Origin of the sequence: Ornithinimicrobium pulveris (genome assembly GCF_050261105.1) — a bacterium.
GTDB lineage: Bacteria > Actinomycetota > Actinomycetes > Actinomycetales > Dermatophilaceae > Ornithinicoccus.
Genome location: NZ_CP189837.1, coordinates 40,001 through 63,087, shown reverse-complemented (window position 1 = coordinate 63,087; position 23,087 = coordinate 40,001). Strand labels below are relative to the sequence as shown.

12 protein-coding genes and 2 pseudogenes are annotated in these 23,087 nt (G+C 64.8%); 6 read left to right on the top strand and 8 right to left on the bottom strand.

The annotated features are described in order from the left end of the window. Window positions 1–35: 35 nt before the first annotated feature. The 4 genes from ACQBAT_RS00240 to ACQBAT_RS00225 are packed head-to-tail and all read left to right on the top strand — an operon-like array spanning window position 36 to window position 4,036. Complete coding sequence (locus tag ACQBAT_RS00240) at window positions 36–1,253, top strand: ATP-grasp domain-containing protein (protein ID WP_420746212.1); 1,218 nt, start codon at window positions 36–38, stop codon at window positions 1,251–1,253. Beyond that, on the top strand, window positions 1,243–2,262 hold the full coding sequence (locus ACQBAT_RS00235; protein WP_420746211.1) for a hypothetical protein: 1,020 nt from the start codon (window positions 1,243–1,245) through the stop codon (window positions 2,260–2,262). The genes ACQBAT_RS00240 and ACQBAT_RS00235 overlap by 11 nt, the downstream gene beginning before the upstream one ends. A 20-nt stretch (window positions 2,263–2,282) precedes the next feature. Further along, complete coding sequence (locus tag ACQBAT_RS00230) at window positions 2,283–3,449, top strand: alpha/beta hydrolase-fold protein (RefSeq protein WP_420746210.1); 1,167 nt, start codon at window positions 2,283–2,285, stop codon at window positions 3,447–3,449. Between the two features lie 35 nt (window positions 3,450–3,484). After that, complete coding sequence (locus tag ACQBAT_RS00225) at window positions 3,485–4,036, top strand: NYN domain-containing protein (RefSeq protein ID WP_420746209.1); 552 nt, start codon at window positions 3,485–3,487, stop codon at window positions 4,034–4,036. Between the two features lie 493 nt (window positions 4,037–4,529). Here ACQBAT_RS00225 and ACQBAT_RS00220 read toward each other — a convergent pair whose 3' ends face one another. Next, a complete protein-coding gene (locus tag ACQBAT_RS00220; protein WP_420746208.1) occupies window positions 4,530–5,534 on the bottom strand; it encodes a DUF932 domain-containing protein in 1,005 nt (334 codons plus the stop codon). Window positions 5,535–6,050: 516 nt separating this feature from the next. Here ACQBAT_RS00220 and istA point away from each other — a divergent pair. Together istA and istB are read left to right on the top strand one after the other, a co-directional pair. Then, window positions 6,051–7,584: pseudogene (gene istA, locus ACQBAT_RS00215) on the top strand (IS21 family transposase). Between the two features lie 74 nt (window positions 7,585–7,658). Continuing rightward, window positions 7,659–8,365 (top strand): annotated as a pseudogene (gene istB / locus ACQBAT_RS00210) (IS21-like element helper ATPase IstB). A 274-nt stretch (window positions 8,366–8,639) separates the two neighbouring features. On the opposite strand, the gene dpdD reads toward istB, so the two are convergent. From dpdD to dpdF, 7 genes are read right to left on the bottom strand one after another with little or no spacing between them, the layout of a single operon-like run. Then, window positions 8,640–10,805, bottom strand: coding sequence for a protein DpdD (gene dpdD / locus ACQBAT_RS00205; RefSeq protein ID WP_420748798.1), 2,166 nt, complete (start codon window positions 10,803–10,805; stop codon window positions 8,640–8,642). Then, window positions 10,795–11,319, bottom strand: coding sequence for a phospholipase D-like domain-containing protein DpdK (gene dpdK, locus ACQBAT_RS00200; RefSeq protein ID WP_420748799.1), 525 nt, complete (start codon window positions 11,317–11,319; stop codon window positions 10,795–10,797). Before dpdK ends, dpdD begins: the two co-directional genes overlap by 11 nt. Further along, window positions 11,316–15,812: a protein DpdJ gene (dpdJ, locus tag ACQBAT_RS00195; protein ID WP_420748800.1), complete on the bottom strand. Its 4,497-nt coding sequence runs from the start codon at window positions 15,810–15,812 to the stop codon at window positions 11,316–11,318. Before dpdJ ends, dpdK begins: the two co-directional genes overlap by 4 nt. After that, window positions 15,809–16,519, bottom strand: a complete 711-nt coding sequence (locus ACQBAT_RS00190; protein WP_420748801.1) for a hypothetical protein — start codon at window positions 16,517–16,519, stop codon at window positions 15,809–15,811. Before ACQBAT_RS00190 ends, dpdJ begins: the two co-directional genes overlap by 4 nt. Beyond that, entirely contained in the window at window positions 16,516–19,575 is a 3,060-nt protein-coding gene (gene dpdH / locus ACQBAT_RS00185; protein WP_420748802.1) for a protein DpdH, read from the bottom strand. The genes ACQBAT_RS00190 and dpdH overlap by 4 nt, the downstream gene beginning before the upstream one ends. Then, window positions 19,572–20,489, bottom strand: a complete 918-nt coding sequence (gene dpdG / locus ACQBAT_RS00180) for a protein DpdG (RefSeq protein WP_420748803.1) — start codon at window positions 20,487–20,489, stop codon at window positions 19,572–19,574. The genes dpdH and dpdG overlap by 4 nt, the downstream gene beginning before the upstream one ends. Next, entirely contained in the window at window positions 20,489–23,086 is a 2,598-nt protein-coding gene (dpdF, locus tag ACQBAT_RS00175) for a protein DpdF (protein ID WP_420748804.1), read from the bottom strand. The genes dpdG and dpdF overlap by 1 nt, the downstream gene beginning before the upstream one ends. Window position 23,087: the final 1 nt, after the last annotated feature.

Sequence of the window (23,087 nt, the reverse complement as noted above, 5' to 3'; positions counted from 1 at the left end):
ACCCAGCACCAACCCATCTGTGGCAGGCTCGGATCGTGAACATCGTCTTCGTCGAGCCGCACTTTCCGAGGAACCAGCGCGAGTTCCCGCGGGCCTTGGCCTCCGTCGGCGCCAACGTCATCGGGATCGGTGAGACCCCCTGGGACTACCTGGATGACCAGCTCAAGAGCTGGCTGGTGCACTACGAGCAGGTGGGTTCGGTCACCGACCGGCAGGCCATGACCGCTGCCGTGCGCAAGGTCCAGGGCATGGTCTGGGTCGACCGGCTGGAGTCCACGATCGAGGCCCACCAGATGGTGGCCGCCCAGGTCCGGGAGGATCTCGGCATCCCCGGGACCTCGGTGCGCACCACCTGGCTGTGCCGCGACAAGCCGTCGATGAAGGATGCCCTGCGCAAGGTCGGTGTCCCCACGGCCGCCAGCACCGGTGCCGACCATGCCGACCTGGTTTGGGAGTTCGCGCGCTCGCATGGCTACCCGCTGATCCTCAAGCCGCGCGATGCGGCCGGCGCTGCCGACACGATCCGCGTGGACAACGACGAGGAGCTCAAGTCGGCGCTGAACGCGATGGGGAACTACCGCTCGATCGCGGTCGAGGAGTTCATCGAGGGCCATGAGGGCTTCTACGACACCGTCTCGGTCGACGGCAACATCCACCTCGACTTCGCCTCGCACTATTACCCGGGCGTGCTCGAGGCCATGCGCACCCGCTGGATCTCCCCGCAGTTCGTCACCACCAACCGGATCGACGGTGGCGGGCTCTACGACGAGATCCGCGAGATGGGTGAGCGCGTGAACCGCGCCCTCGGGATCGGCACCTCGGCCACCCACATGGAGTGGTTCTACGGTCCCAAGGGTCTGAAGTTCAGCGAGATCGGCTGCCGCCCACCGGGTGTCGGCTGCTGGGATCTCTACAACGCCGCCAACGACATGGACGTGTATGCCGCGTGGGCCGAGGCCATCGTGCACGGCGGGATCAGCCGTCGCCCCAGCCGCAGCCACGCTGCCGGGATCATCGCCCTGCGCCCGGACCAGGACGGCCAGATCAAGGGCTACTCCGGGCTGCAGGATATTGAGAACCGCTACGGCCGCTGGATCATCGATGCCCACATCCCCCCGCAGGGGCACGGCACCCAGTCGGTCACCGCGGGCTTCATGGCCAACGCCTGGATCCGGATGAAGCACCCCGACTACGACCAGTTGCGCGAGATGCTCGACGACGTCGGCCGTACCGTCCATGTCTATGCCGGCTGAGCCCACCGACCCCGACGTCACCCCGCCCCGTCTCACCTTCCTCGGTCCCCAGCGCGACCCGCGCCTGGACTCCGTCGTACGCAATCTCGGCCTCGAGGGCGGCACCTTTGCCACCATCACGGCCGGGTGGCGCGACCGGGAGAGCGATGACGGGCTGCTCGATGAGCAGCTCGGCGGGCGCTCCACCAACCTGCACCTGTGGGGCCTCATGCAGCAGGTCTGGGACGCCGACCCGGAGCTGGAGCAGGCCGACCGCGAGCGCCGCGCGCGTCTGGGGGAGCTGCAGGCGCTCTACCTGATCGGTCTGGAGCAGGCCGCTGAGGCGTTGTGGCGGATCCAGGCCGCGACCATCAAGAACGAGGACATCCGCGATGTCGCGACGCTCGACGCCGTGCGGATCATGCGCGAGATGGACGAGCAGCACCTGGAGCGGGTCGACGATCTGCACCGTGAGTTCTATGAGCGCTTCCAACCCCAGCATCGCGACGCCGTCGTCACCGCCCGGTTCGCCGTGGGGCGAGCCATCTCCCAGGTGGACGCCGTGGTCATCACCGGTGGCCACGTCGGGGTGCTGCTCGGGGCCCTGCACCTGTTCAACCTGGGTCCGGCGCTGTCGGTGCCAGAGGTCGACGAGGACGGTGTCCAGAGCTCCAGCACTCGCCTGCATCGCCCGATCATCGCCTGGGGCGCCGGCGCGATGGCCCTGACCGAGCGGGTGCTGCTCTTCTACGACAACTCCGCGACCAGCCCCGGTGTCTCAGAGATGCTGATGCGTGGCCTGGGCCTGACGCGGGACGTCGTCGCCCTGCCCTCGCCGAAGGACCGCCTCGATATGAAGAACGAGCAGCGCATGCGCAAGCTGGTGGCCCGACTCGCCCCGGCCCGCGCGCTGCTGCTGGATGGCCGCGCCGAGGTCACCCTCACCCCGGAAGGCCAGATCCCTCCTGGCGCCCGCCTGATGGGCGAGGACGGCACCCCGTGCACCTACGAAGGTGAGGAGAGCGCGTGAGCCTGCCTACGCCATACCCCATGCCTCCTCGGCACAAGGGGAAGTTGGCGATCAACCTGCTCAAGGAGAAGAGCCACCACTCCCTGGCGGATATCGATCGCTTCCTCGCCGAGAACGAAGTGCCGATCGTGGAGGGGCCCAAGTGCACCTTCCTCTATCGCGGCGAGGTGGACGCGGTTGCGGTCCGGCACCGGATCGTCAACCAGCCCCAGCATGTCCCGATGCGCAAGCTCGAGAATGTCGAGGGGCCGCCGCTGTGGTTCGTCACGATCGAGCTGCCCGCCCACTCGCGGGTGGAGTATCAGATCGAGGTGCGCAGCGGGGCCGCGGTCGAGACCTTCAACGACCCGCTCAACCCGCACATCGCGCACAGCCCGGTCGGTTCGTCCAGCGTGTGTCAGGCGGCGGGCTACGAGACCCCGGAGTGGGTGCTGCCCCAGGCGGACGCTCGCCCGGGTGAAGTCATCGACTTCACGATCAAGTCCAAGGCACTGCGGCGGACCACGCACAACCGGGTCTACCTCCCTGCGCGCTTCCGGCGGTCCAGCCAGTACCCGCTGCTGATCGTGCACGACGGCAACGACTACATCACCTACTCGGCGATGCAGACGGTGCTGGACAACCTGATCCACGACCTGGACATGGCCGAGACGATCGTGCTCTTCTCCAACCCGGGTGACCGGCTGCGCGAGTACCCGAACTATGCGCCGCACGCGCGGCACATCGCCAGTGAGGTGGTGCCGCTGCTGGAGGAGCGGCTTCCGCTCATGCGACGGGCCGACGCACGCTGTCTCATGGGCGCGTCCTTCGGCGCCGTGGCGTCGCTGTCGACGGCCTATCGGAACAAGGACATGTTCGGCAACCTGCTGCTGCAGTCGGGATCCTTCGTCTTCACCGACATCGGCAGCGATCACGGTGGCGGTCCCGCCTTCGACCCAGTCGTGAAGTTCATGAACCGTTACCGGGAGAAGCCGCGCAAGGTGGCCGACCGAATGTTCATCAGCTGCGGTGTCTACGAGCCGCTCATCGTGCCGAACCGGTCCATGGTGCCGGTCTTTGAATCGACCGGGGCGCAGGTGCGCTACATCGAGTCACGGGACGGCCACTCCTGGGAGAACTGGCGAGATCGCCTACGCGACGGGCTGTCCTGGATCTTCCCCGGGCCGCAGAAGTTTGTCTACGAGTAGGACGCAGACCCCTTGGGGCACATAGGGTCGACCCCATGGCAACGACCTATCTGCTCGTCGATGGCGAGAATATTGACGCAACGCTGGGTAACTCGATCTTCGGCCGCCGCCCCACCCCGGACGAGCGTCCGCGGTGGGACCGGCTGCTGACCTTCGCGCGAGAGCGGTGGGAGCAGGAGACCCAGGGACTGTTCTTCCTCAACGCCAGCACCGGCCTGCCGATGGCGTTCGTGCAGGCGCTGCGGGCCTTGGGTTACACCGCGATCCCGCTGTCCGGCTCACCGGAGCAGAAGGTCGTGGACATCGCGATCCAGCGCACCCTGGACGCCCTGGCCGAGCGGGACGACGACGTCATGCTGGTCAGCCACGACGGTGACTTCCTGGAGTCGGTCGAGCGGCTCGTCGACGGCGAGCGCCGGGTCGGGATCATCGCCTTCGACGAGTTCCGTAACGCCGGCTTCACCGCCCTGAAGCACCAGGGCCTGGAGTTCTTCGACCTCGAGCACGACACGCATGCCTTCAACACCACCCTGCCGCGCCTGCGGATCATCCCGATCGAGGAGTTCGACCCGGCGCTGTTCCTCTAGGACTGCGGCGGCGAGCCCGACCGGAGACTGTGAGTGCCCCCCTTTGGCGCGCCTGTGCCCCTTGGAGCGGGTCGAAGAGGGGCACTCACAGGTTGCAGAGGCACTCACCAGAACACCGACGTGCTGGTGACTTACCTCACGACCCAAGAAGCCCCTCCCTGGCGGACCAGAGAGGGGCTTCTCACTCGGGTGGAGGCGACCGGACTCGAACCGACAACCCTCTGCTTGCAAAGTCCATGGATGGGGTACGCGATGACCCATCCTTGCAGGTCAGGGCGTTGCAGAGCACACCTGATCGCGCCGATTGCGTACCCCACTGCAGTACTTTTCTGGGGTACGGGTGGAGGCAAGCCCGCTCGGCGCCGCCCACGCAGCAGGAGTGCAGGGCAGGGCGAACCGAGGGTTCGCGATCCGCCCCAATCGCTGATCGCAACTGCAGGCCGAACTCGTCGACGCGTCGACGACGCCGGCCGGCGATCCGTGAGCCCGCGGCTCAGGCGGGTGCAAACTGCGCCCAAGCCGTGGTCTTGAGCCGGATGGGACCTTCGGTGGTGAGCAGTCGCTCGGCGCGTGCGATTGCGTGGTCGCCCTTGGTCCGGACCGGTTGGACGTGGTCGACGTACTCGGCCACGGCCTGATACCCGGCCCAAGCGGTATGACGGATCCCAGTCTGGGTCTGGGCCTCGGCCCACAGGCCGAGCAGGGCTGCCTCCCGGCGCTGCTGGTTCTTGGCCTCGTTCTTGCTCGGGTCGTCCTTCCACCCAAATAGGCCCCGCGTGATCGCCACGAACTGCGCATCGGTCACGCTCTGGTTGATCATCGCCTCCGCCTCGGCCTCGAACGCCTCCACGTACTCAAACGTCATGCCAAGCGCGTCGCGGGCGGCGGCGATGCGGGCGGCGGCGCTGACTGTGTGCCTGATCACGACGCTGGCGCGGTGGTCGCGCAGCGCGGCGTGCTGAGTGTTCGCGCAAACGATGCGGACCGGGGTGACCAGCAACCGGAACGCCTGTGAGCCGTCGTGGCTGTTGAGCGCGCCCAGGTTGATGCTGATCTCGTCCACTCCCGCGACCTTGATGGTCTGCGGCAGGCGCATGGTGATAAAGACCTGACGGCCACCCTTGAGGCTGCCTGCGGTGTCGAAGATCGCGCCGGAGTCGTCGACGAGACGGTTGAGCACCTCGGCGTGCTCCTCGTTCTGGATGGGCTGGTACTGCGAGCCGACCACGCCTAGAGCCTCAGCGCACCCGGTGAAGGGGTTCGTGCGGACGGTGGCGAACCGGTTAGGGACCCCGATGCTGCTCATGCCGTCCTCGGTGACCTCCGTGGCGTTCAGCGCCACGGTACGCACGTCCCAGCCGCCCAGGTGGCCTAGGCGCATGGCTTCCTCGGCGGTGAAGGCGTCACCGGCGACGGTGGTGCCCAGTTGGTGCCAGGCGTCCTGGCGGGCGAAGACAGCCGCGGCTTGGGTTCCGTGGGTCTCGATGTGGTGTGCCATTGGGGTTCCCCTCCCTCGTTCTTGGGGCCGGGTTCGGCCTTGCACTCCTTAGCCTGCCTTTTTTGTTCTACGATCGGGGCTTTGTCCGCCGATCTGTGGATAGACCACGCTCATGCAGGCATGGGGGTGCAGGGGTGTGGACTAGGCGGCGGCCTCGTCGTCATGGCGGTCTTGCCCAGGAGCAACTGCTCCACCTTGCTGGGCTGGTACCCCACTCGGCCATCGCCGCCATGACGCGCCGGTCCCACGCGTCGGGGCTGCACAAATCGAGCACGATTGGCCGACAAACGGACGTCGCCCGGCAACTTCTTCACACGACGCGACAACGACCTCACACTCACGGACTCTCGGGAGTGTCCATGGCCGTGGCAAAGTCCCCACTGGTGGCCACGTGAGGTCCCCGCGGGTGGCCAAGTAAAAGTCCCCACCCTCTGCTCGTGTCGTCCATGAGCTGAGCCCCTGGACGGTGAACGGTGGCGGTGTCTAGCCAGTCACCACACCGCCCAGGGAGCTCCATTGAAGAACATGAGGGAAGAGTTGGACATCATCACCGCCTACAACATGGTGGGCACCTACCGCGGTGCCGCAGAGATCTGCGGCACCACCCACAAGACCGTCAAGCGCGTCGTGCAGCGTCACGCCACCGGGGAACCGCGCCCGGTCAGGGCACCGCGGCCGGCCAACTACGAGGACGTGCGCGGCCTCGTCGCAGCCGGTGTCGACACGGCCAAGGCGCGGATCAGCGCCAAGCGGTTGCTGCCCACGGCCCGCGCGGCCGGGTACACCGGCTCGGCCCGCAACTTCCGCCGCCTGGTGGCCGAGGAGAAAAAGGCCTGGCGTGCCAAGCACGGCCGGACCCACCGGCCGGCGTCCTGGTCCCCGGGTGAGCACCTGGTCATCGACTGGGGCGTGATCGCCGGCGTGCACGTCTTCGCCGCGGTACTGGCCTGGTCGAGGTTCCGGTTCGTCCGCTTCGCCGCTGATGAGAAGGCCGCGACGACGATGGCCATGCTGGCCGAGTGCTTCGAGGTCCTCGGCGGTGTCCCGAAGGTCGTCCTCGCCGACCGGATGGGCTGCCTCAGGGTGGGGTGGTCGCCAACCGTGTCGTGCCCACGGCCGAGTACGTCCGGTTCGCCACGCACTACCGGTTCCGGCCCGACTTCTGCGAGGCGGCCGACCCGGAGTCCAAGGGCATCGTCGAGGCCTTGGTCCGCTACGGCAAGGACGACCTCGCCCGGCCGCTGCTGCTCGAGCACGCCCAAGGGCTCGACGGTGAGGAGCAGGCCGCGGCTGCGCGGATCCTGGCCGACCTCGCTCGCGCCAACCAGCGCGCGCGGCCGAGTGGTGTGCGGAGGTCAACGCCGCGGTCCACTCAGAGATCGCCGCGGTCCCGAACGAGCGGCTGGCCAAGGAGGTCGACCTGCTCACCGAGCTGCCCTCGCTGCGCCCGGTCATCGGGCCGGCACCGGCGACCCGCAAGGTCGACAAGCTGTCCACGATCCGGCTCGGCTCGGCGCGGTACTCGGTGCCGAACCGGCTCATCGGCACCCAGGTGGGCGTGGTCGTCGACGGCACCCGGGTGCTCATCATCCTCGACGTCGGCACCGGCGAGGTCCACGCCGCGCACCCGCTCACCTCGCCGGGTGAGGCCTCGGTGCTGGACGAGCACTACGGCGGTGCCCGCCCGGCGGTACCGGTGCGGGCGATCCGGCCGCGCAGCGCGGCGGAGGTCGCCTTCTGCGCGCTCGGCCCGGCCGCCGAGGCGTTCATCGCCGGCGCCGCCGGCGCCGGACACACCCGCCTCGGCCCCGAGCTGGCCGAGCTGAACACCCTGGCCGCCGCCCACGGCCACGCCGCGATGGTCGCCGCCCTGGAGCGAGCAACCGCGTTCGGGCGGTGGCGCGCGGCCGATGTCCGCTCGATCCTGGCCGCCGGCACCGGGGTCCCCACCCCGCGCCCGGCCGGTGACGCCCTCGTGCTGGACCTGCCCACGAGTACGGGACGCTCGCTGGCCGAGTACGCCCCGGCCACCAAGGCGGTGTCCTCGTGAGCGCATCCACCCCGCCGGTGCTGGACGCGGACCTGACCGCGGGGCTGGGGCTGCGCCGGCTGAAGCTCGCCGCGATGCGACAGCTCGCCCCCGAGCTGCTCGTCACGGCCAAGACCCAACGCTGGTCTCCCGAGGAGGTGCTGCGGGCCCTGGTCGAGGCCGAGATCACCGCCCGCGACGCCTCCAACGAGCGAGCACGCCTCAAGGCCGCGGCCTTCCCGGTGCTCAAGACCATCGAGGACTTCGACCTGGCCGCGTCCTCGATCCCCGCGCCGACGTGGGCCTACCTCACCAGCCTGGAGTGGATCCGTGCCAAGGAGAACGTGGCCCTGATCGGCCCGGCCGGCACGGGCAAGTCACACACCCTCATCGCACTGGGTCACGCCGCCGTCCTCGCCGGCCACCGGGTCCGGTACCTGACCGCGGCCGACCTCGTCGAGACGCTCTACCGCGGCCTGGCCGACAACACCGTGGGCAAGGTCATAGAGGTGCTGCTGCGCAACGACGTCGTCCTGGTCGACGAGATCGGCTTCGCCCCCGGGACGACACCGGTGCCCAGCTGCTGTTCCGGTTCGTCGCCGCCGCCTACGAACGCCGCTCCCTGGGCATCGCCTCGCACCACTCCTTCGAGGACTGGGGCAGATTCCTGCCCGAGCACACCACCGCCGTCTCGATGCTCGACCGGCTGCTGCACCACGCCACCACCGTCGTCACCAACGGCCAGTCCTACCGCATGCGCCAAGCCCGTCAACGCCGAGGAGGTGAGCACATCAGTCAGTGATCAACCCCGCAGAGGGTGGGGACTTCCACCTGGCCAAAACCGGGGACTTTGGAGTGGCCGTTGACAGGGAGGCGTGGCGGCAGTGCCTGGAAACCACCCCGCCGAAACTATTCATTCTTCGAGCGCCGCCGACAGAGCGGACCTCCCGCCCGTCCGCGGCCCGCGCAGGAAGGCCTGTGGGTCCCGCAGCACCGAGACGGACCAGTGCTGAACGACGGTGCAGATCAACGCCTCGGCACCCTCGGGCGTGGTCTTGCGGGTGATGAATCTGACCTCATCCTTCGGCCAGTTCGCGAAGAATTGCCGAGGAGCCACGTGAGTTCACATGGATTATTGGCAAGCCACGCCGGTGCTCCTTGATGAACTCGGTGGCCGCATGCTTGGCCGATGCCGAGACCATCACGAACACGTCGGCGTTCGAACTCAATGCGGCCAACTGCTGACTTCCGTCATGAGCGGACGTTGTCCGTACGTCTATGTCGGGGAGCAGTCGTCGAAGGATCTGAGCGGCGCGGGTCGTTGCAGACTCGGTGAGTGAGTAGAGCACGACGAGCGAGCCTTCGAGGTGACGGAACTGGGCGGCTGGGTCTGTGCCTGGTGTGTGGACCTCGAAGTCGTCCGGCAGGCGGGTGGCCAGTTCGTCAGAAACGACGCGAATGCCCTCGATGTCAGCGAGGCTGAGGCTGGAGCGAACAGGCCTCAGCACCTCAAGTGCGGTGTAGAACAATCGAGTCTTGGCATCAAGCGCGAGCGCCTGCGGGCTGGCAGTTGCGGCCTGCAGGACATCGACCGTCCAACTCGCCGTGACGGCTGAGGTGCCGGCTCGGACGACGTCCTCTGTCCACATGAGCGCAGATCTCAGGGTCTCCACCGCCGGGTGCAAAGCGGATAGGTATTCCAGGAGTGCGACCGTCTGAAGGCGGATGCCCGCGGAGCCCCTCTCGCTGACCGCGAAACCCCCGAGCACACGCTCACAAAGTTCGGCGCCGTCCGCGGCGGCGAACAGGGGCGAGTGCGCGGCCATGAAGGCACCACCATGGTCGCCGAGCCGAGCCAACGACTCCCCGTCCAACGTGGCAAGTCGGTCAGCTACGGTCGCATGGTCGAGCGGTGGCCACTCGGCGCTGACGCTCAAGTCGACTCTGATGCCCGCGGCATCGTTAGATTGCAGCGCATCGAACCATCCGAGCCATCCGAGATTTCCCTGCTGGCTGAGGAAACCCGACAGCCAATTCAGGTCGGCCCAGACGACGACATCGTCGTCACTCGCCTGTTCCTTCAGTCCAGAAGCATCCACAAAGTCAGCGACTTCGGCGGCCAGTTGCGGATCTTCGAGATCGCGAACGCATCTGAGCAACAGGGCTGCCGTGCTCGGCGATGGCGCCTCGGCCAGACCGGCAACGATCGCGGATTGGAACTCTCCTTCCGCGATGAGGCGGTGGAGCTCATCGGCCTGGACAACGGCGGACGGCTCAGACGGTTCCGGAGCGCCTGTCTGAGCGGGATCTTCTTCCGGCGTCATCAGCAGGTGGAGCGTGTGCGCCAATGCCGGCGAGATGGACTCGGCTTCATCGACCAACCGCTCAAGTGTGGCGGTTGCGGCGCCCCTAAGTCTGGCGAGCACGAACTCGACGACAAGCGCGGGTCTGCTTTCTGCGGCGCCTCCTGTTGTGAGTGTTCGGAAACCAGATGGGATCCGGTCGGAAGCTTCGAGCAGTGTTGCTCCATCGCCGTATGCGTCGGCCGCTTCTAGGTAGCGCTCGTAGACAGCGTGCTGAAGCAGTCGAGTGATACCGAGTGGGCGACGCAGTTGGAGGACGTGTTCCAGATCCTGGTCGGCGAAGATCGCGGCCATGTCGCCAAGCCCGGCGTGCACGCGTAAACGGAGGAACGCGAGGTTGGAGTGGTCGAGATCGGCGAAGGCTTCGAGTTCACGCAGGCATGCAAGGGCGATTCGCCGATCCTGAGCACCGATTGCGTGGCCCAGGTCGTCTAGCGCCTCGACCGTGGTTCGGGGGGCATCGAACTCAGAGCGGGGACGCTTCCACACCAACTTGGAGAGAACGAGGAGTGCTTGGCGTACCTCGTCGCGAGCCGTCCCACTGCCGCGAGGCAACACCTCAAAGCGAAGCGGCGGCACGTCCTCCCCGGCCAGCGCCGTGTCAAACGGATCCTGTGGGTCGAGCCGCCCTCGACTTCTTGGTAGGTCACTGAAGGTGGGGCCAACCCAGGCGTCCAGGAGCGCGAGCAACTCCTTCTGCTCACGCATCGTGGGGGCGAATCCGTACCAGTACAGTTCACCGCCGGTCTTACGCGGAAGAAACGCGACTTGTCCCCGCTTGATGGCATCGAGCCAATTCTCGATCGACGTCTCGTGCTCGGGTTGCAGGCGGGCGGGCTTAATGTCGTTGCCCGGGCCGAAGAAGTCCTCAACTTTCATGAGCGGCGCCTTCGTAGAGAGCGTTGTACGCGATTCGCGCTTCCGCGATGGCGTGCGGATCACTGGTCAACGTGACGCCTTCTGCGTTGACCGCCTGTCCGAAGTAGGTGAAGTTCATGGATCCTTGAAGATGGAACCGGTCACCCAAAATGCCCTTGTCATGCAGTGTTGCATGGATCCGCACTGCGGGCTTCGCACCGAGTCCGGCGACATTCTCGAGTCGCTGCCGCGCAACGGTGTTGCTCTCCACGTCGCGCGTCAGGACGCGGACGTCGCTGCCGCGACGAGCCAGTTCGATCAAGACCTCGGTCAGGCGAATCCTTCGTGCCGGGAGTCCCGGCAAGACCGTCTTGAACTGGCCCGCGGTGTTATCGATGACGTCGATGTCAGAGATCCAGGGTGAAAGCACCCATAGTTGCGCAGACGGCACTAGCAGTTCTGTGACCAGGAGGTTCTGCATCACGTCGTTGAGGATGCGAGTCTGTCCGCGGCCCGCCGTGGTGATCCGTCTCATATCGACACCTCGGCAAGTTCGAGTCCGACAAGCACGTCGCCGTTTGCGCGGTGGTCAATCTCAACGATCCGCGGATATACGTTTAGGTACTCGGTCGCCACGGGTTCGACGGTTAGATCCACGATTAGGTCCGCAAGATCGCCCGCCTGCTCCGGAGTAGCCAAGACCTGCACGGACCCCTTCTGCGCGAGGACCTGCCGGACGTGGTTTCGGAAATCGCCGGTTAGCGGCACCGGCGGATCACCCGCGGAGGCGAGGAATCGCAGAACCTCCGGTGCCGCAGGAAGGTTTTCGGCAAAGGGATTCCAAGCGTTCAGTTGTTCGGCACGGAGTTGCCACCCACGGGGCCACAGCAGGCTCTGTACCGCGTCCATGCGTTGGCGCTCGCCGCCTCCGTCCGCGAGGACCAGGCCCGGATCGAGGTCTGCTCGCGTACGCATCAGATAGGCCCAGGTGCGTGGCGGGATCTCGACTCCAAGTCGCCCCTCCTCCGCCTTCCACTCGGTGGTTACTGTCGACAAGGTGGTGTCGGTGGACGGTGTTGAGCCCGGCCGCAGAACTCGGGTAGCCAGCGACGACACGACGGACTGTTCCGCGCCGTATATTCCCGACTGGCGGAGCCCATCGCGGATCTTGCCAAGCGTGTTGACGCGCGTCGCTTGGTCGGGAGCCGAGCGGAAGTCGTTGACAAGGGCGGCCCAGGTTGCGTTCGTCGTCGTCAGATCGATTACCCGCTGAAGGTGACTATCAACGAGTTCGTACGTGCTTGGCTGCACAGCGCGAACGATGAGGCGCAGTAGTCGGCGAGGGTCCGGACGAACCCTTGCGGCGAGAGCCTCAATGAAGCCGCCGCCGCCGACAGAGGACTCGGTCAACCAGACCTCGCCGGTTCGTGCCCCCCCTGCCGAGTCATAGCCGGGCTCAATGTCCACGATGACGCTCTCAGGATCGTGCTCCGGGCAGATCTGTCGAGCTGCGGCGAGAGTGGCCAGTCCGAGAGTCGAAAGCGTGCGTTCCCGAATCCAGCGATTGAAGGCGGTCGAGTCAGGCGCCCAGTACTGAGATGCCAGCGCATCCAGGCGGGCCACGATGGCGGGATTCTTCAACGCTTCCTTGAGTCGAGCGCCCATGCGTGAGAGTGCCGCGGACTCCGACTCGATCACTCCGGTGCTCCTGAACATGGCGTCTAGAGTCTCGTCGAGCCTGTCGTCGAGTGAGTCGTGGACCGCGGCGTATGCCTCTGCGAGTGTGCTCTGGTTATTTGCGGCCGCGGTGAGCAGCATCGCCTCCAGACACTGGTGAAGCCAATCGATGCGGAAGCTGTTCAGGGAACCGAGCAACTCATCGTCGGTGAGCAGGACGTGTTTGAACCACGCACTGCGCAGACCGGGGAGAAGGTCCGCTGGAAGGTCGATGTCTTCCGGCAGTTCGACTCGGATCCGCATACCATCCACATCGAAGGTGGAGCCCAATGCAGCAAGTTCGCCATTGAGTGAGAACCGGGTCCGGGCGCGTTGCTCGGTGCCATCCTCGAGGTTCAGCGTGGCGTCGGCGCTGACAGCAGCGCGGTGAACGTTCACGTGGGCGTTTTGGGCGTGCAGGTAAAAGCGAGCGTCTTTGATCAGGCGCCCTACAGGGTCACCTGTCGGTACGCGGATGATGAGGCCAGTTCCAGTCTCGACGAACTGCGATTGCCATTGCATCGTTGCGTTCGACGAGTCCTTAACCGCCGACGGTGGCAGTTCGACCAACACCTGATCGGGACGGACCACAGTGGTGGTGGTCGGTGTGCCGTCGATCTCGATGGTGCACGGCTCCTCAATCCCGAAGAGTGGCAAAATATCAGTGAGCTCGAGGACTGGATTCGCGACGCCGATCGGGATGGGAATCCAGTGGCGGTGGTCAAGATTCCGAGTGGCGAACCGGCGCGAGACGCGGCCCGGAGCATATTCCCGGAGCATCTGCCCGAGTCCCATCGCATGCAGTTCACGTTCGGTCTCACGATCTGACTGGGGCGGTGTGCTGACGTACGCCTCAGGAAGGGCCAGTTCGCTGAACAGGTTCATCGGGAAGAAGTCGGGCAGGGGATTGCGGCCCATGAGGTCACGGAACTCGTGGACTACCTTGGGATCTGCTACGCCCCAGTTGTGGAGGAGACGGCGACGCAATGTGGGGATCGCCTGGAGCAACAGTGGCCTCGGCGGATGCCACAGGACTTCGTTCGCTTCCGCGTCCGACAGTCCGAGCGCATTCTGCACCCATGTGCGTAGGCTGCGCTGCCGGTCCGGATCGCGCAGGGCCTCGTTCAGAATGTCGGCGGCCTTGAGTTGGGTGTCGCGACCGGGTCGTGCGAAGCTTTCGGCCGGCTTCTGACTAAGAGCAGTCCACGCGGTTGTTGTCTTCGGGATGCCGTGTTGCCGAAGCTGGCTCGTCAGCCAGTCGATCATCGAAATCGTGGCTTGCATGCGCAGGACCGCCCGGTTGCGAATCGGCAAGACCAAATCTGGGAGTACCGGGTCGAATAGGCTGTCCCAGGCTTCGTACGTCGCCCGGTCGCGGCCGTAGTCGGACAGAACGACTGCTGCGTAGGGCCGCATGGTGCGCTTGCGTCCCGCCCGGCCCTTGCGCTGGAGGAACGCGGCTACTCCGCGTGGCGCCTTGTGCTGGATGACCACGCCGACGTCGGGATCGTCGAAACCGACCTCCAGAGAGGCTGTCGCCACGATCAACTGACTTTCGGCTGTGACACCGGAGTCTTGGGAGGTTGTTCGGCTCACCCGTAGACCCTCGCCGATGGTCGCAAACTTGTGCCCGATCGCGGTCGGCAGATCCCAAAGTTGGCCAGCCCTGCGCTGCTGCGTGACGTCGCCGCCGTCGGCGTTCGCGCGCAGCGACGCGAGCGGAGGTTTGATCGACTTGGGCCTCCCGAAGGCGTAGCGCTGCCCCTCCGCGTCGAGCAGATATGAGAACAGACGGTTGGTCACATCGAGATCGTCGGTGAAGACGAAGGCCTTCGTCCCGTAGACACCGGATGAGATCCGACTCCCCGGCTCATCCTGCGTTCGCGGGAGCAGCATGGATGTCTGGATTGTCGTGGACAGTACGGACGCGCCACTGGTGGGGTCGCTGCGGAGCGCGAGCAAGTACTCCGCGCCCTCGTACTCCAACTCGTCGGCATCGGGCGTGATGCTGGTGACGAGTTCGTCGCTGACCCCGGTGAGGTCTGCCATGTGGCGGATCGGGTTCGACAACGTCGCAGAGAGACCGACGAACGCAATGGGGGCTTGAATGCTGTGGTGCCACCGACGGAGCACCATGGCGGCCTGGGCGCCGGTGGTTCCGTCGTAGGTGTGAATCTCATCGAGGAGCATCATCCGAGGCTTCTTGCCGACCGGTACGTCAATGCCCAAAGGCCGTGTGAGATTGAGATCGGAGAGTCCGCGATTGAGCATCTCGGTAGTCACGAAGAGCAGGTCGGGAGGCGAGCTCTGCATGGATTGACGGGTCAGGACGACTTGGTCCTGTCCGAACGACCGCCGGCAGGTCGCGCACACCAGGCGTTCGACTCCGGCATCAATGTCTTCGTTCGGCCAGACGAGCTCGCCCCCACATGGAGCGAAACCATCGCCGGGACAGCGCATCTGCGGTGAAGCCATGCCGTAAGAGCGCCTTCCCCAACCCCGATAGGGAAGCCTTACGTTTTTCGCATTGGTGGGTGTGCTGCCGTAGAGGGCACCGATCGTCATCGATCGTCCAGTGGACCCCTTCCACAGATCGTCGAGTCGGCAGGCGTGGGCGAACGCCGTGTCCAATTGATCCTTCAGCAGTTCGGTCCGGGGATAGACGGCTAATGCGCGGGTCCATGCGGAAGGGTCGGTGATACCGGCCAGATAGCTGAAGGCAGGGAGGTAGAACGCGTTTGTCTTTCCGCTTCCGGTTCCAGCACCGACCACGGTGGCTGTTGTGGTCTGACTCTGCAGCGCGGTCAAGATGTGCTTCGTAGCGCGGACCTGGAACCCGCCTAGGAGGTCATGCTTGCCGTCGCGTTGCGTCATGAGCTCGAGGACATCGCGATAGGCGTCGACGGGGCCGACGACCTCGTCGATGGCAGCAGTCCAAGTGTGATCTCGTTTTGGATAGAAGCGGGGACGGCGTGCGTACCGGAAGTCGGAGATCAGATTCGTTCCGGATTGCCACGTCTGGCCGGGGAAAGTCTGCCGGAGCCGCGCCACCAAGCGGATGGTCTCGCCATTGCGGGTGCGCCAACGGGCAGGTGACGAACTGGAGTCGTGGACCAGCAGTGTCTGCGTGGTCATCGCCTCGATGATGTCGTCGGCGCCCAAGTCCCATTCGTGGCTTGCGGTGAGTTCGTCGCTGATCACCTTGCGGAGTTCGTCTGTGCTGAAGCCACCGTCGACGACTCCCCAGCACAGCAGTGGATCCTCGAGTGACTCGAGTCGGTCAAGGATTCGGGTCAGCAGGGCTGGGTTCATCGCAGCCTCACGTGGAAACGATCGAGGATGCCGAGGGCCCGGAGCTTTTCGAGACGTTCTGGCGTGAACCAGGTGAGCGGGATCCCAGAGGGCTCCTGAGAACCTACGATGCCCTCGGCGATATCGGGGTCAACGACCCTTCCGAGCTGTTCGCCGCAGCGGCGAATCGACTCGATTGCGTCGCGGTGCCTCTGAACCGAGCCGCGGTCCGGGACGGACCTGCTGCTGATAGCGAGCAGGTGAGCGCGCGCCGTTTCCAGCGCATCGCGAATTTCCTCTACGTCAACGCCGCCCTGTGCCAGGGCGTCGATGAGGTCGACGTTGACGGCCGGTGGAGGTTGGTTCACGTGCGCCTGCCAGGTGTCCACGACAAAAGCGCGGAGTTGGCTGGCGTACCTCTCGGCTGAGCGGACGCGCTCTTTCGCGAGGTCAAGGTTCTGCTCGCCGCCTAGCGATGGCAGTTCAGCCGCCAGTGCACGAAGACTGTCCGCTACCTGGACGGCATCCTGTTCGCGGCCGGGCGGCAGATCGACATCGAGTTGGGCAAACTCCCGTAGTGCGGTATTGAGCGCGGGCAGTTCCTTCATAGAGGACGCGAGGCGTGCACTGAGTTCTGCGAACTCGCCTGTTCGGACCTTGACCCGGTGCTCGTCGTTGGCGACGTCGGCGTAGGCGCGCAGATGTTGGATGGTACTTCGCAAAGTCACGCATACTCCTCTGCGACAGTCGGGTCCTCGGTTGCTGTGCTCGCGATTGAGTCGGCTGTGGCGATCAGATCCGCGACTAGTTGGTCGCGTGCCTCAGCGTATTCGCGTTGCACATCAGACTGACCGCCCTTGCCGAGGCTGTGTTCAAGCAGGCGGACCGTTTGACGGGCCATCTGGAGCCATGCGCCTACTCGCTGTGCAGGCTCATCCCAGTCGCCGTTAAGCGCCTGGAGTTGCTCGTCGCGTGTGAGTTGATCCCAGCGACTCAACTCGGCAAAGGCAGCCTCGACCTTGCGTTGGTCTCCGTGTTTGATGGATTTGGCTGCTGCTTGGAGGTCGGCCGGGCTGATTCCACCAGGTAGGGCGCCGACTGCTGCGCGTTCGTTGACCAGGACAAGCAGTTCCGAGGCGACGTCGACGATCCCACCCCCGAGGTCGGAAAGGTCGGGTACAAGTCGGGAAGCTTCCGCCTGCAAGGAGTCGATGGACGCCAGTCGGGCCTCGATCGTGGCGACCGACGTCTTGATCAGGTCGGGCGTCGAGTCGGGCCACGGCGCGCCTACCGCCCCGGTACGTACGACCTTCGTCAGTTTGTTGAGGTCCAGCGCAAGGGGCTTGCCTGAACCCTGGCTGTAGGAGGCGTGACGCAGCAGTCGCTGCTGGAGTTGGCTGCGCCCGACGCGAGACAGGTTACTGCCGCTACCTGCTCCGTCCACCAGGAAACCGTGGAGGGACCGTAGCCCAGGCCTGCGATCGAGATCCATCCGTGCCGGGACCGGGGCAAATAGGGCCCGGATCCGGCTCGGGGTGTCAGACTTGTATGCATCGCGTATCCCGAGGGCTCGCGCGATACTGAGCAGCACTTCCACCAGTCGGGCGAGTTCGGTGTCGTCGTTCGGTTCCTGTGGCGGGAGAAGTGCGTCGCCCACGCGCGTGGCCCATCGGTCGATGGCATTCTCAGTGAGCCTCTGCAACAGTTCACCGTCCGGCACTTCGGCCCAAGTGGTGTTCTTGTGGTTTACCCATGCAAGTGCGCGCAGGGCGCGCATGTCATCTGTGTTGGATCGGTCCATCGGCAGGAGAGCGCCAGCGATCTTCGCCTGGTTGAACTCGATCATCTTTGCTTCAAACCCTGGTGCCAGGGTCTTGTCGTTGTTCCACAGACTGTCACCGCCGTATCCGTCGTCGAACCCGAGTCGCTGTCGGACAGCGTGGAAGACGATGTTCCGGAGGTCGTTAGTCGGCCCCTGCGGCATGTTGCCCGTTGCGAGCCAGACATCGACGGCCACGACCAACGGGGGTGCGGCAGCGACATGCTCCCGCGTCGGTGTGAGAGTCTCGGAGGGCTCGATGGGCTGAGTCGACCTCGGCTCCACTGTCGCCTTCTTCGGACCGCCGAGTTCGGCGACAGGCGGAACCTCAAAGGCCTTGTGGACGGTCGCAGCGAGGTTCTCCGCACCCTCCCCGGATCCCCAGAATCGGACGAGTCGGATGCGACGTTCGGAGAGATCCTCATCTCCCGGTGATCGCAATTTGACCTGGTCCTCGATGTTCGTCAAGCGGTCGTTTGCCCCGGTTCGGAAATCGTCAACAAAGCCGTCGCTGGGGAACCGCCCACTGTTGATTTCTGCCTCATCACGATGCAGGACCGGTCGAAGAACCCGGGTCAGCACGTCACGCGCTACGAAACTGCCATCCGTCGATTGGCTTTTGATGGCGCGGTCGAGGGCGGCGGGGTTGAACGGGAACAGGCCGTAGCCGCCAACCTGTCCGAAGGCCGAGTGGCACTCGGCGTTGACGGGGCACTGTTCGCAGGCGTTAGGCACCCCATCTCCGCGTGCGCGCGCGGCTTCGAGTTCGTCAACCCCAACGCGAACAGCGTTGAGGTATCGGCTGGCAAACCCGGACGGTTGGAACGACACATCGATACCCTCGGGAAGATCTAGGTCGAAGACACGGTAGGTCCTCGTGTAGACCGTCTCTGGCATCTGATTGATGAAGTATCCGGTCGTAACAGCCATGACGACTCGCATCGGACACAGTCTCTGCGCCTCGGTGGAGATAAGAGTGATGGCATCGATCAGGCCACCCTGGATGCCTTGGAAGATCGAGAAATCCTCGATCAGTACGAGCAGTTCGAGACCCTGCTTGTCCATGTCGACACGGACATCCGTGAGGATCTGCTTGAGGTCGTCGCCGCCCAGGCCGAAGACCTCGCTCACGGACGGCCCGAGTTGCTCATTGATCATTTGCGCGGCGAGTTTACGTAAGGCGAGTTCGCTCGTGAGAGCGCCGGCGACCTCACGAGCTGCCTGTCCGGCCCGGTTCACGTCGTCAACAGAGAGGTTCAGATCGTCGGCGGTGAACCCGAACGCGTCCTCCTTGTCCTCGTCACCCCTGCCGGCTAGCTTTTCACGAACAAGTCGGGCAATTGGCCCGTTCTGGTCAAGTAGTCGACCACGGAAAACGTCGTCACCGAAGAGAGCAGGCAGACCACGCGGGGAAGCGAGATAGGAGCGGAGTTCAATTTCCTCGGCCGATCCATCGCTGCGGTTCCCGCGCGTCTCGATGTTCACTGCTAGCGCGTTACGCAACCTCAACTGCGCGGTCTTTTCATCTGCGGCGGCGTCGACTGCTGTGGCTACCTTGGCGCGGAGTTCGTCGGCCCTCTCGCCACTTGCATGCTCGAGGATCAGTTCAAGGATCCCACGAAGAGACATGCGGTGCTTGGGGACGAAAATCAGGCGGGTCGAGTCTTTGGTTTCGAGGTGGGCCCGCAACCACCGGACGAGGTGAGATTTCCCTGTTCCGGACTTGCCGAGGATGGGAATGATGGGTTGGTCAGCAGGTTGTTCCTGCACGGCACGGAGCAATGCTTGCTCGTCGACCACGGCGCCGCCGAGGGCGTTGTTGACCTGGTCGCGTTGGGTGATCGGGATGGTGCTGTGCGTGGCGAGAAAGACGCCGTCGGACGTGCTTTCTGCCTCAACGGGGATGATGGCCGAAACCTCAGTCGCGGTCCAGCACGCCGCCGGCAGAGTGCCGCGCCAACTCATTTCTCTCCTCCGCCCTGCACAATAGCGTGCGTTCGACGCGCAGCATCGAATCGCGACAAGCGGATCCCATGTGCGTCTGGAAGGGTCTCGAACCGGATCCGACCACGCTCCTCAAGAATGCGCAACGCCTGCCCGACCGAACTGTCAGCACAGTGGGCGTTAATTCCTGGGTCTGGGTCGGCGCCGAGGAGGGATACGAGTCCGGAACGCATCGACCCCCCGTGAAGGACGGGCAATGCGTTTCCAATTCGGGCCAAGAGGTCGGAGAGCGGAATTCGCTCCGCAGGAATGGTTCGAAGTGCGTCCGCGACCGCGGCAACAGGTAGTGGGACGATGCCGGCCCGGTCCCTCATGACCGATGGTGTCGCCAAACCAAGCGCCACAATCCATCGGGACGCCGCCAGCCACCGCGTGTCGTTGACGATGGCCCACGATTCATGGGTGGTGCCGAACTGCTCCGCTTGAAGCCTTTGCACGTTGTCAGTCCAAGACAGGGGTTGGCCAAGCGCGTCCTGAGCCATTAGCCAGGCGAGGGCGCGGTTGAGGTCACGAGCGCCACTCGTGTGGCCGTCGCCCGGTTGCGTTGCCCAGACATTGCCATCTCGGCTCAGGTCGAATACTCGGACTTGCAGGAGTCGACGAAATGCCCCTGCGTCGAATGGAGACTTTGGGGTCGGGACCTGAGCGCCCAACCGAAGCGTTCCGTCGGAAGCAGTCTCGAGGACGTTGATGGCGCGCAGCGAGGAGATCGTGTTCTTCATTCCGCCCGCGGCCTCAGCGCCAGGATTGACACCGTCCGGCTTGAATGCGTCGACTAAGTCGTTCTCGGTCAACGAACGTCGGGTATCGAGGAGGTAGTTGACGATGGCGCGACCAAGGCCTGGCAGTGTTCTCGGCGGGTTAAGTACTGCCATCACAAACTCCTAAGGAAGTATGAAAGCGTCCAATGTGGGAAACGAATAGTCTTGACCGGTTGGCCGGGGTACTGAGGATCGCGCGTTTCTTCCGGCAGCACGACGATCCGGAGGGAGCCAACCTGGCCTGCGAGCCAACTCAATTGTGGCGGATCGGTATGATTCAAGAGGATCAATGTGGGGATCGGGAATGTTCGCGGTGGGCCCGGAACGATGGGATCTATGGCTACCAACCCCTCGGACGCAGAGCGACCTGCGTCAGTCACTGCAGGCAAGCCGGCCAGACTTGCAGATGCCAAGATACCTCGGACGCCGTGTGTCACTGCCTTTGTGACGAGTTCGGAAAGGTGGATCCGGAGATCTCCCTCGGGATAGGTCACCACCAGCGTCCGGCCACTGTTGGCCATCGACTCAAGTTTGGGACTTACTTTGCGGTGCAACTGGGGGAGGGAGGCTTCTTGCACCACGGGTCGCGCAGCCCGCAAAGACGGCTCATGGATATGGGAGGCAGCGGGGCATCCCGAACACGCGGGTGCGACCACTTGGTGAGCGCGCATCGGGCCCACATCTTCGTACGCATATTCCTCGCTCAGGATCGACCCCCAGCATTCATCCAGCCTGAACATGCGCTCGATGCGGTCGCGCGAGTCGGATTCTGAATCGCGGATCTCACGTCGGACCCTGTCGATCGCATGCAGGACAGTCGCCTCATCGACGTTCGCAATGCCCGAGCGGATTCGCACGGTCGCATGCTTGACGTATGCGGACCACGCAGTATCGGCTCGGCTCTGCCAATCGGTTTCAGATTCGTCCTTGGCGCGCTCCAGGGTTGGCGGGGGAGTGTCGACAATGTCGAGTACCCCGGCCCGTTGCAGCAGAACCAGAGTGTTGCGGTTCCACAGTTGGTTGCTGTCGGAGGCGTAGTGGAGCCAGGAAGGAACTGTACTGGTGTCAACGACAAGTTGGCGGCGCGACGGGTCGTCGGAGATGCGAGCCGAGCGCATTGCGTCCCAGCGTCCCCAACTCTTCTTGTCGCCAAGAACGGTCGCGTTCTCGATGGCGCGGCCATCCTGGGCATCGCTACTGCTCGGCAGCCAAACAGAAACGGCTGCGTGACCATCACGCCCGCCGCGTCCGACTTCCTGGTAAAAGCGGTCGACTGAGGCGGGCACGCAAGCATGGACGACGGTCCGAACGTCACTCTGGTCCACACCGAGCCCGAAGGCACTGGTCCCCACGACCACGTCTATGGACGTCGGGCCGGTGTCGCCCGACCATGCCCTCAGGATCTCGAGCCTGTCGTCGGCGTGCACATCGCCGTGGAAGACCGCCGTTCGGCCAAATCCCGCCTCTCGGAGTCGAACTGCGAGCGTGTCGGCCGACTGCTTCTTGGTGGTGTAAACGATCGCCGGCCGCGGAAGGTGGTGGAGCGCTTCGACTACTCGGTCGAGTCGCGATTCGTTGGGAACGGGCGGCGCAAAGAGGTAGCGGATCTCCGTGCGCAGGTGCGTGGAACCCACGAAGAGCGAGGTGTCGTCCCCGGCGAAGAGTCCGTCGTTCAGCAAGAGGCTCTGTCGGGAGAGCGTCGCTGTCAGCAGCTCTACGTGGGGCGGTGCTACCCCTTGAGCTCGGGCGACCTCTCTCAGTTCGGCGATCAGCGAGGCGACGACCTGAAACTCGGGTCGGAAACTCAGGCCCCAGGTTCGTACGAGGTGCGCCTCGTCGATCACGACGTGGCTCAGTTCGCCCCGGGCAGCAAGTCGCCGAAGAGTATCCGCCAGACCGGTGACCAGAGCCTCGGGTGACGTGTAGAGAACCCTTTGCTTTCCCTCGCGCAACCGGTCCTTTATCGCCTGCTTTTCAGTTGCTGCACGAGCGCCGTAGTAGGCCAATTCCTGAGGGAGGCCCTGGTTTGGAAACCGTTGATGAAGTTGGCGCTCCTGGTCAAGGGCCAGTGCAATGGTCGGGACCACGACGACTGTCACGCCCGAGCGAGTGAGTAGCCCAGGCGTAATGCCCACCAAGGACTTACCTGTTCCGGTGGGTAGGACCACGTGGAGTGTGCTGCCCGCAGGTGCAAGCGCGGCCGCCCGGACGGCGCTCGCTTGGCTGCGCGAACGGTAATTGGATATGCCGGCAATAGCAGCCACGGACGGGTCTACTGGCACTGCCATGTCGTGCCGGGCAGAGGTGGATACGATGCCCTCCGGACCTTCGAAATTGTCGGGGCTTGTGCAGGCCAAATCGATCCAGCGCCCGTCGCCGCGCAGCCAGTCGGGCGCCCAGTCTGGGCCGAGGGTGACGCGGTGCTCGTGCAGCCCAAACTTGGTGACGTCGAGGTTGGCCCGGCGAAGCGTCTCAAGAGGAATACCGCGGTCGTCGAGGCGAAGGATCAGGTAACTGTTGGAATGCCCTGTAGTCCCTCGGCGGTGACGCAGTACCTGGCCCACGAGCGCGGCAACATCACCGGCGATCTGGGCCCCCGGCACATCCGACAACCATGCATCCACCAGTCGGCGGTGGGGCCCGGCCAGAAGTTCGCGGTTGTTTGTCGCACCAGCTAGGTTGGCTGTCGCCAAGTTCCACTGATCCGTCATG

Coding starts and splice junctions, on each gene's coding strand:
- ACQBAT_RS00235 (WP_420746211.1), top strand. CDS start 1,243: ATGCCGGCTGAGCCCACCGACCCCGACGTCACCCCGCCCCGTCTCACC.
- ACQBAT_RS00230 (WP_420746210.1), top strand. CDS start 2,283: ATGCCTCCTCGGCACAAGGGGAAGTTGGCGATCAACCTGCTCAAGGAG.
- ACQBAT_RS00225 (WP_420746209.1), top strand. CDS start 3,485: ATGGCAACGACCTATCTGCTCGTCGATGGCGAGAATATTGACGCAACG.
- ACQBAT_RS00220 (WP_420746208.1), bottom strand. CDS start 5,534: ATGGCACACCACATCGAGACCCACGGAACCCAAGCCGCGGCTGTCTTC.
- dpdD (WP_420748798.1), bottom strand. CDS start 10,805: ATGAAAGTTGAGGACTTCTTCGGCCCGGGCAACGACATTAAGCCCGCC.
- dpdK (WP_420748799.1), bottom strand. CDS start 11,319: ATGAGACGGATCACCACGGCGGGCCGCGGACAGACTCGCATCCTCAAC.
- dpdJ (WP_420748800.1), bottom strand. CDS start 15,812: ATGAACCCAGCCCTGCTGACCCGAATCCTTGACCGACTCGAGTCACTC.
- dpdH (WP_420748802.1), bottom strand. CDS start 19,575: ATGAGTTGGCGCGGCACTCTGCCGGCGGCGTGCTGGACCGCGACTGAG.
- dpdG (WP_420748803.1), bottom strand. CDS start 20,489: ATGGCAGTACTTAACCCGCCGAGAACACTGCCAGGCCTTGGTCGCGCC.
- dpdF (WP_420748804.1), bottom strand. CDS start 23,086: ATGACGGATCAGTGGAACTTGGCGACAGCCAACCTAGCTGGTGCGACA.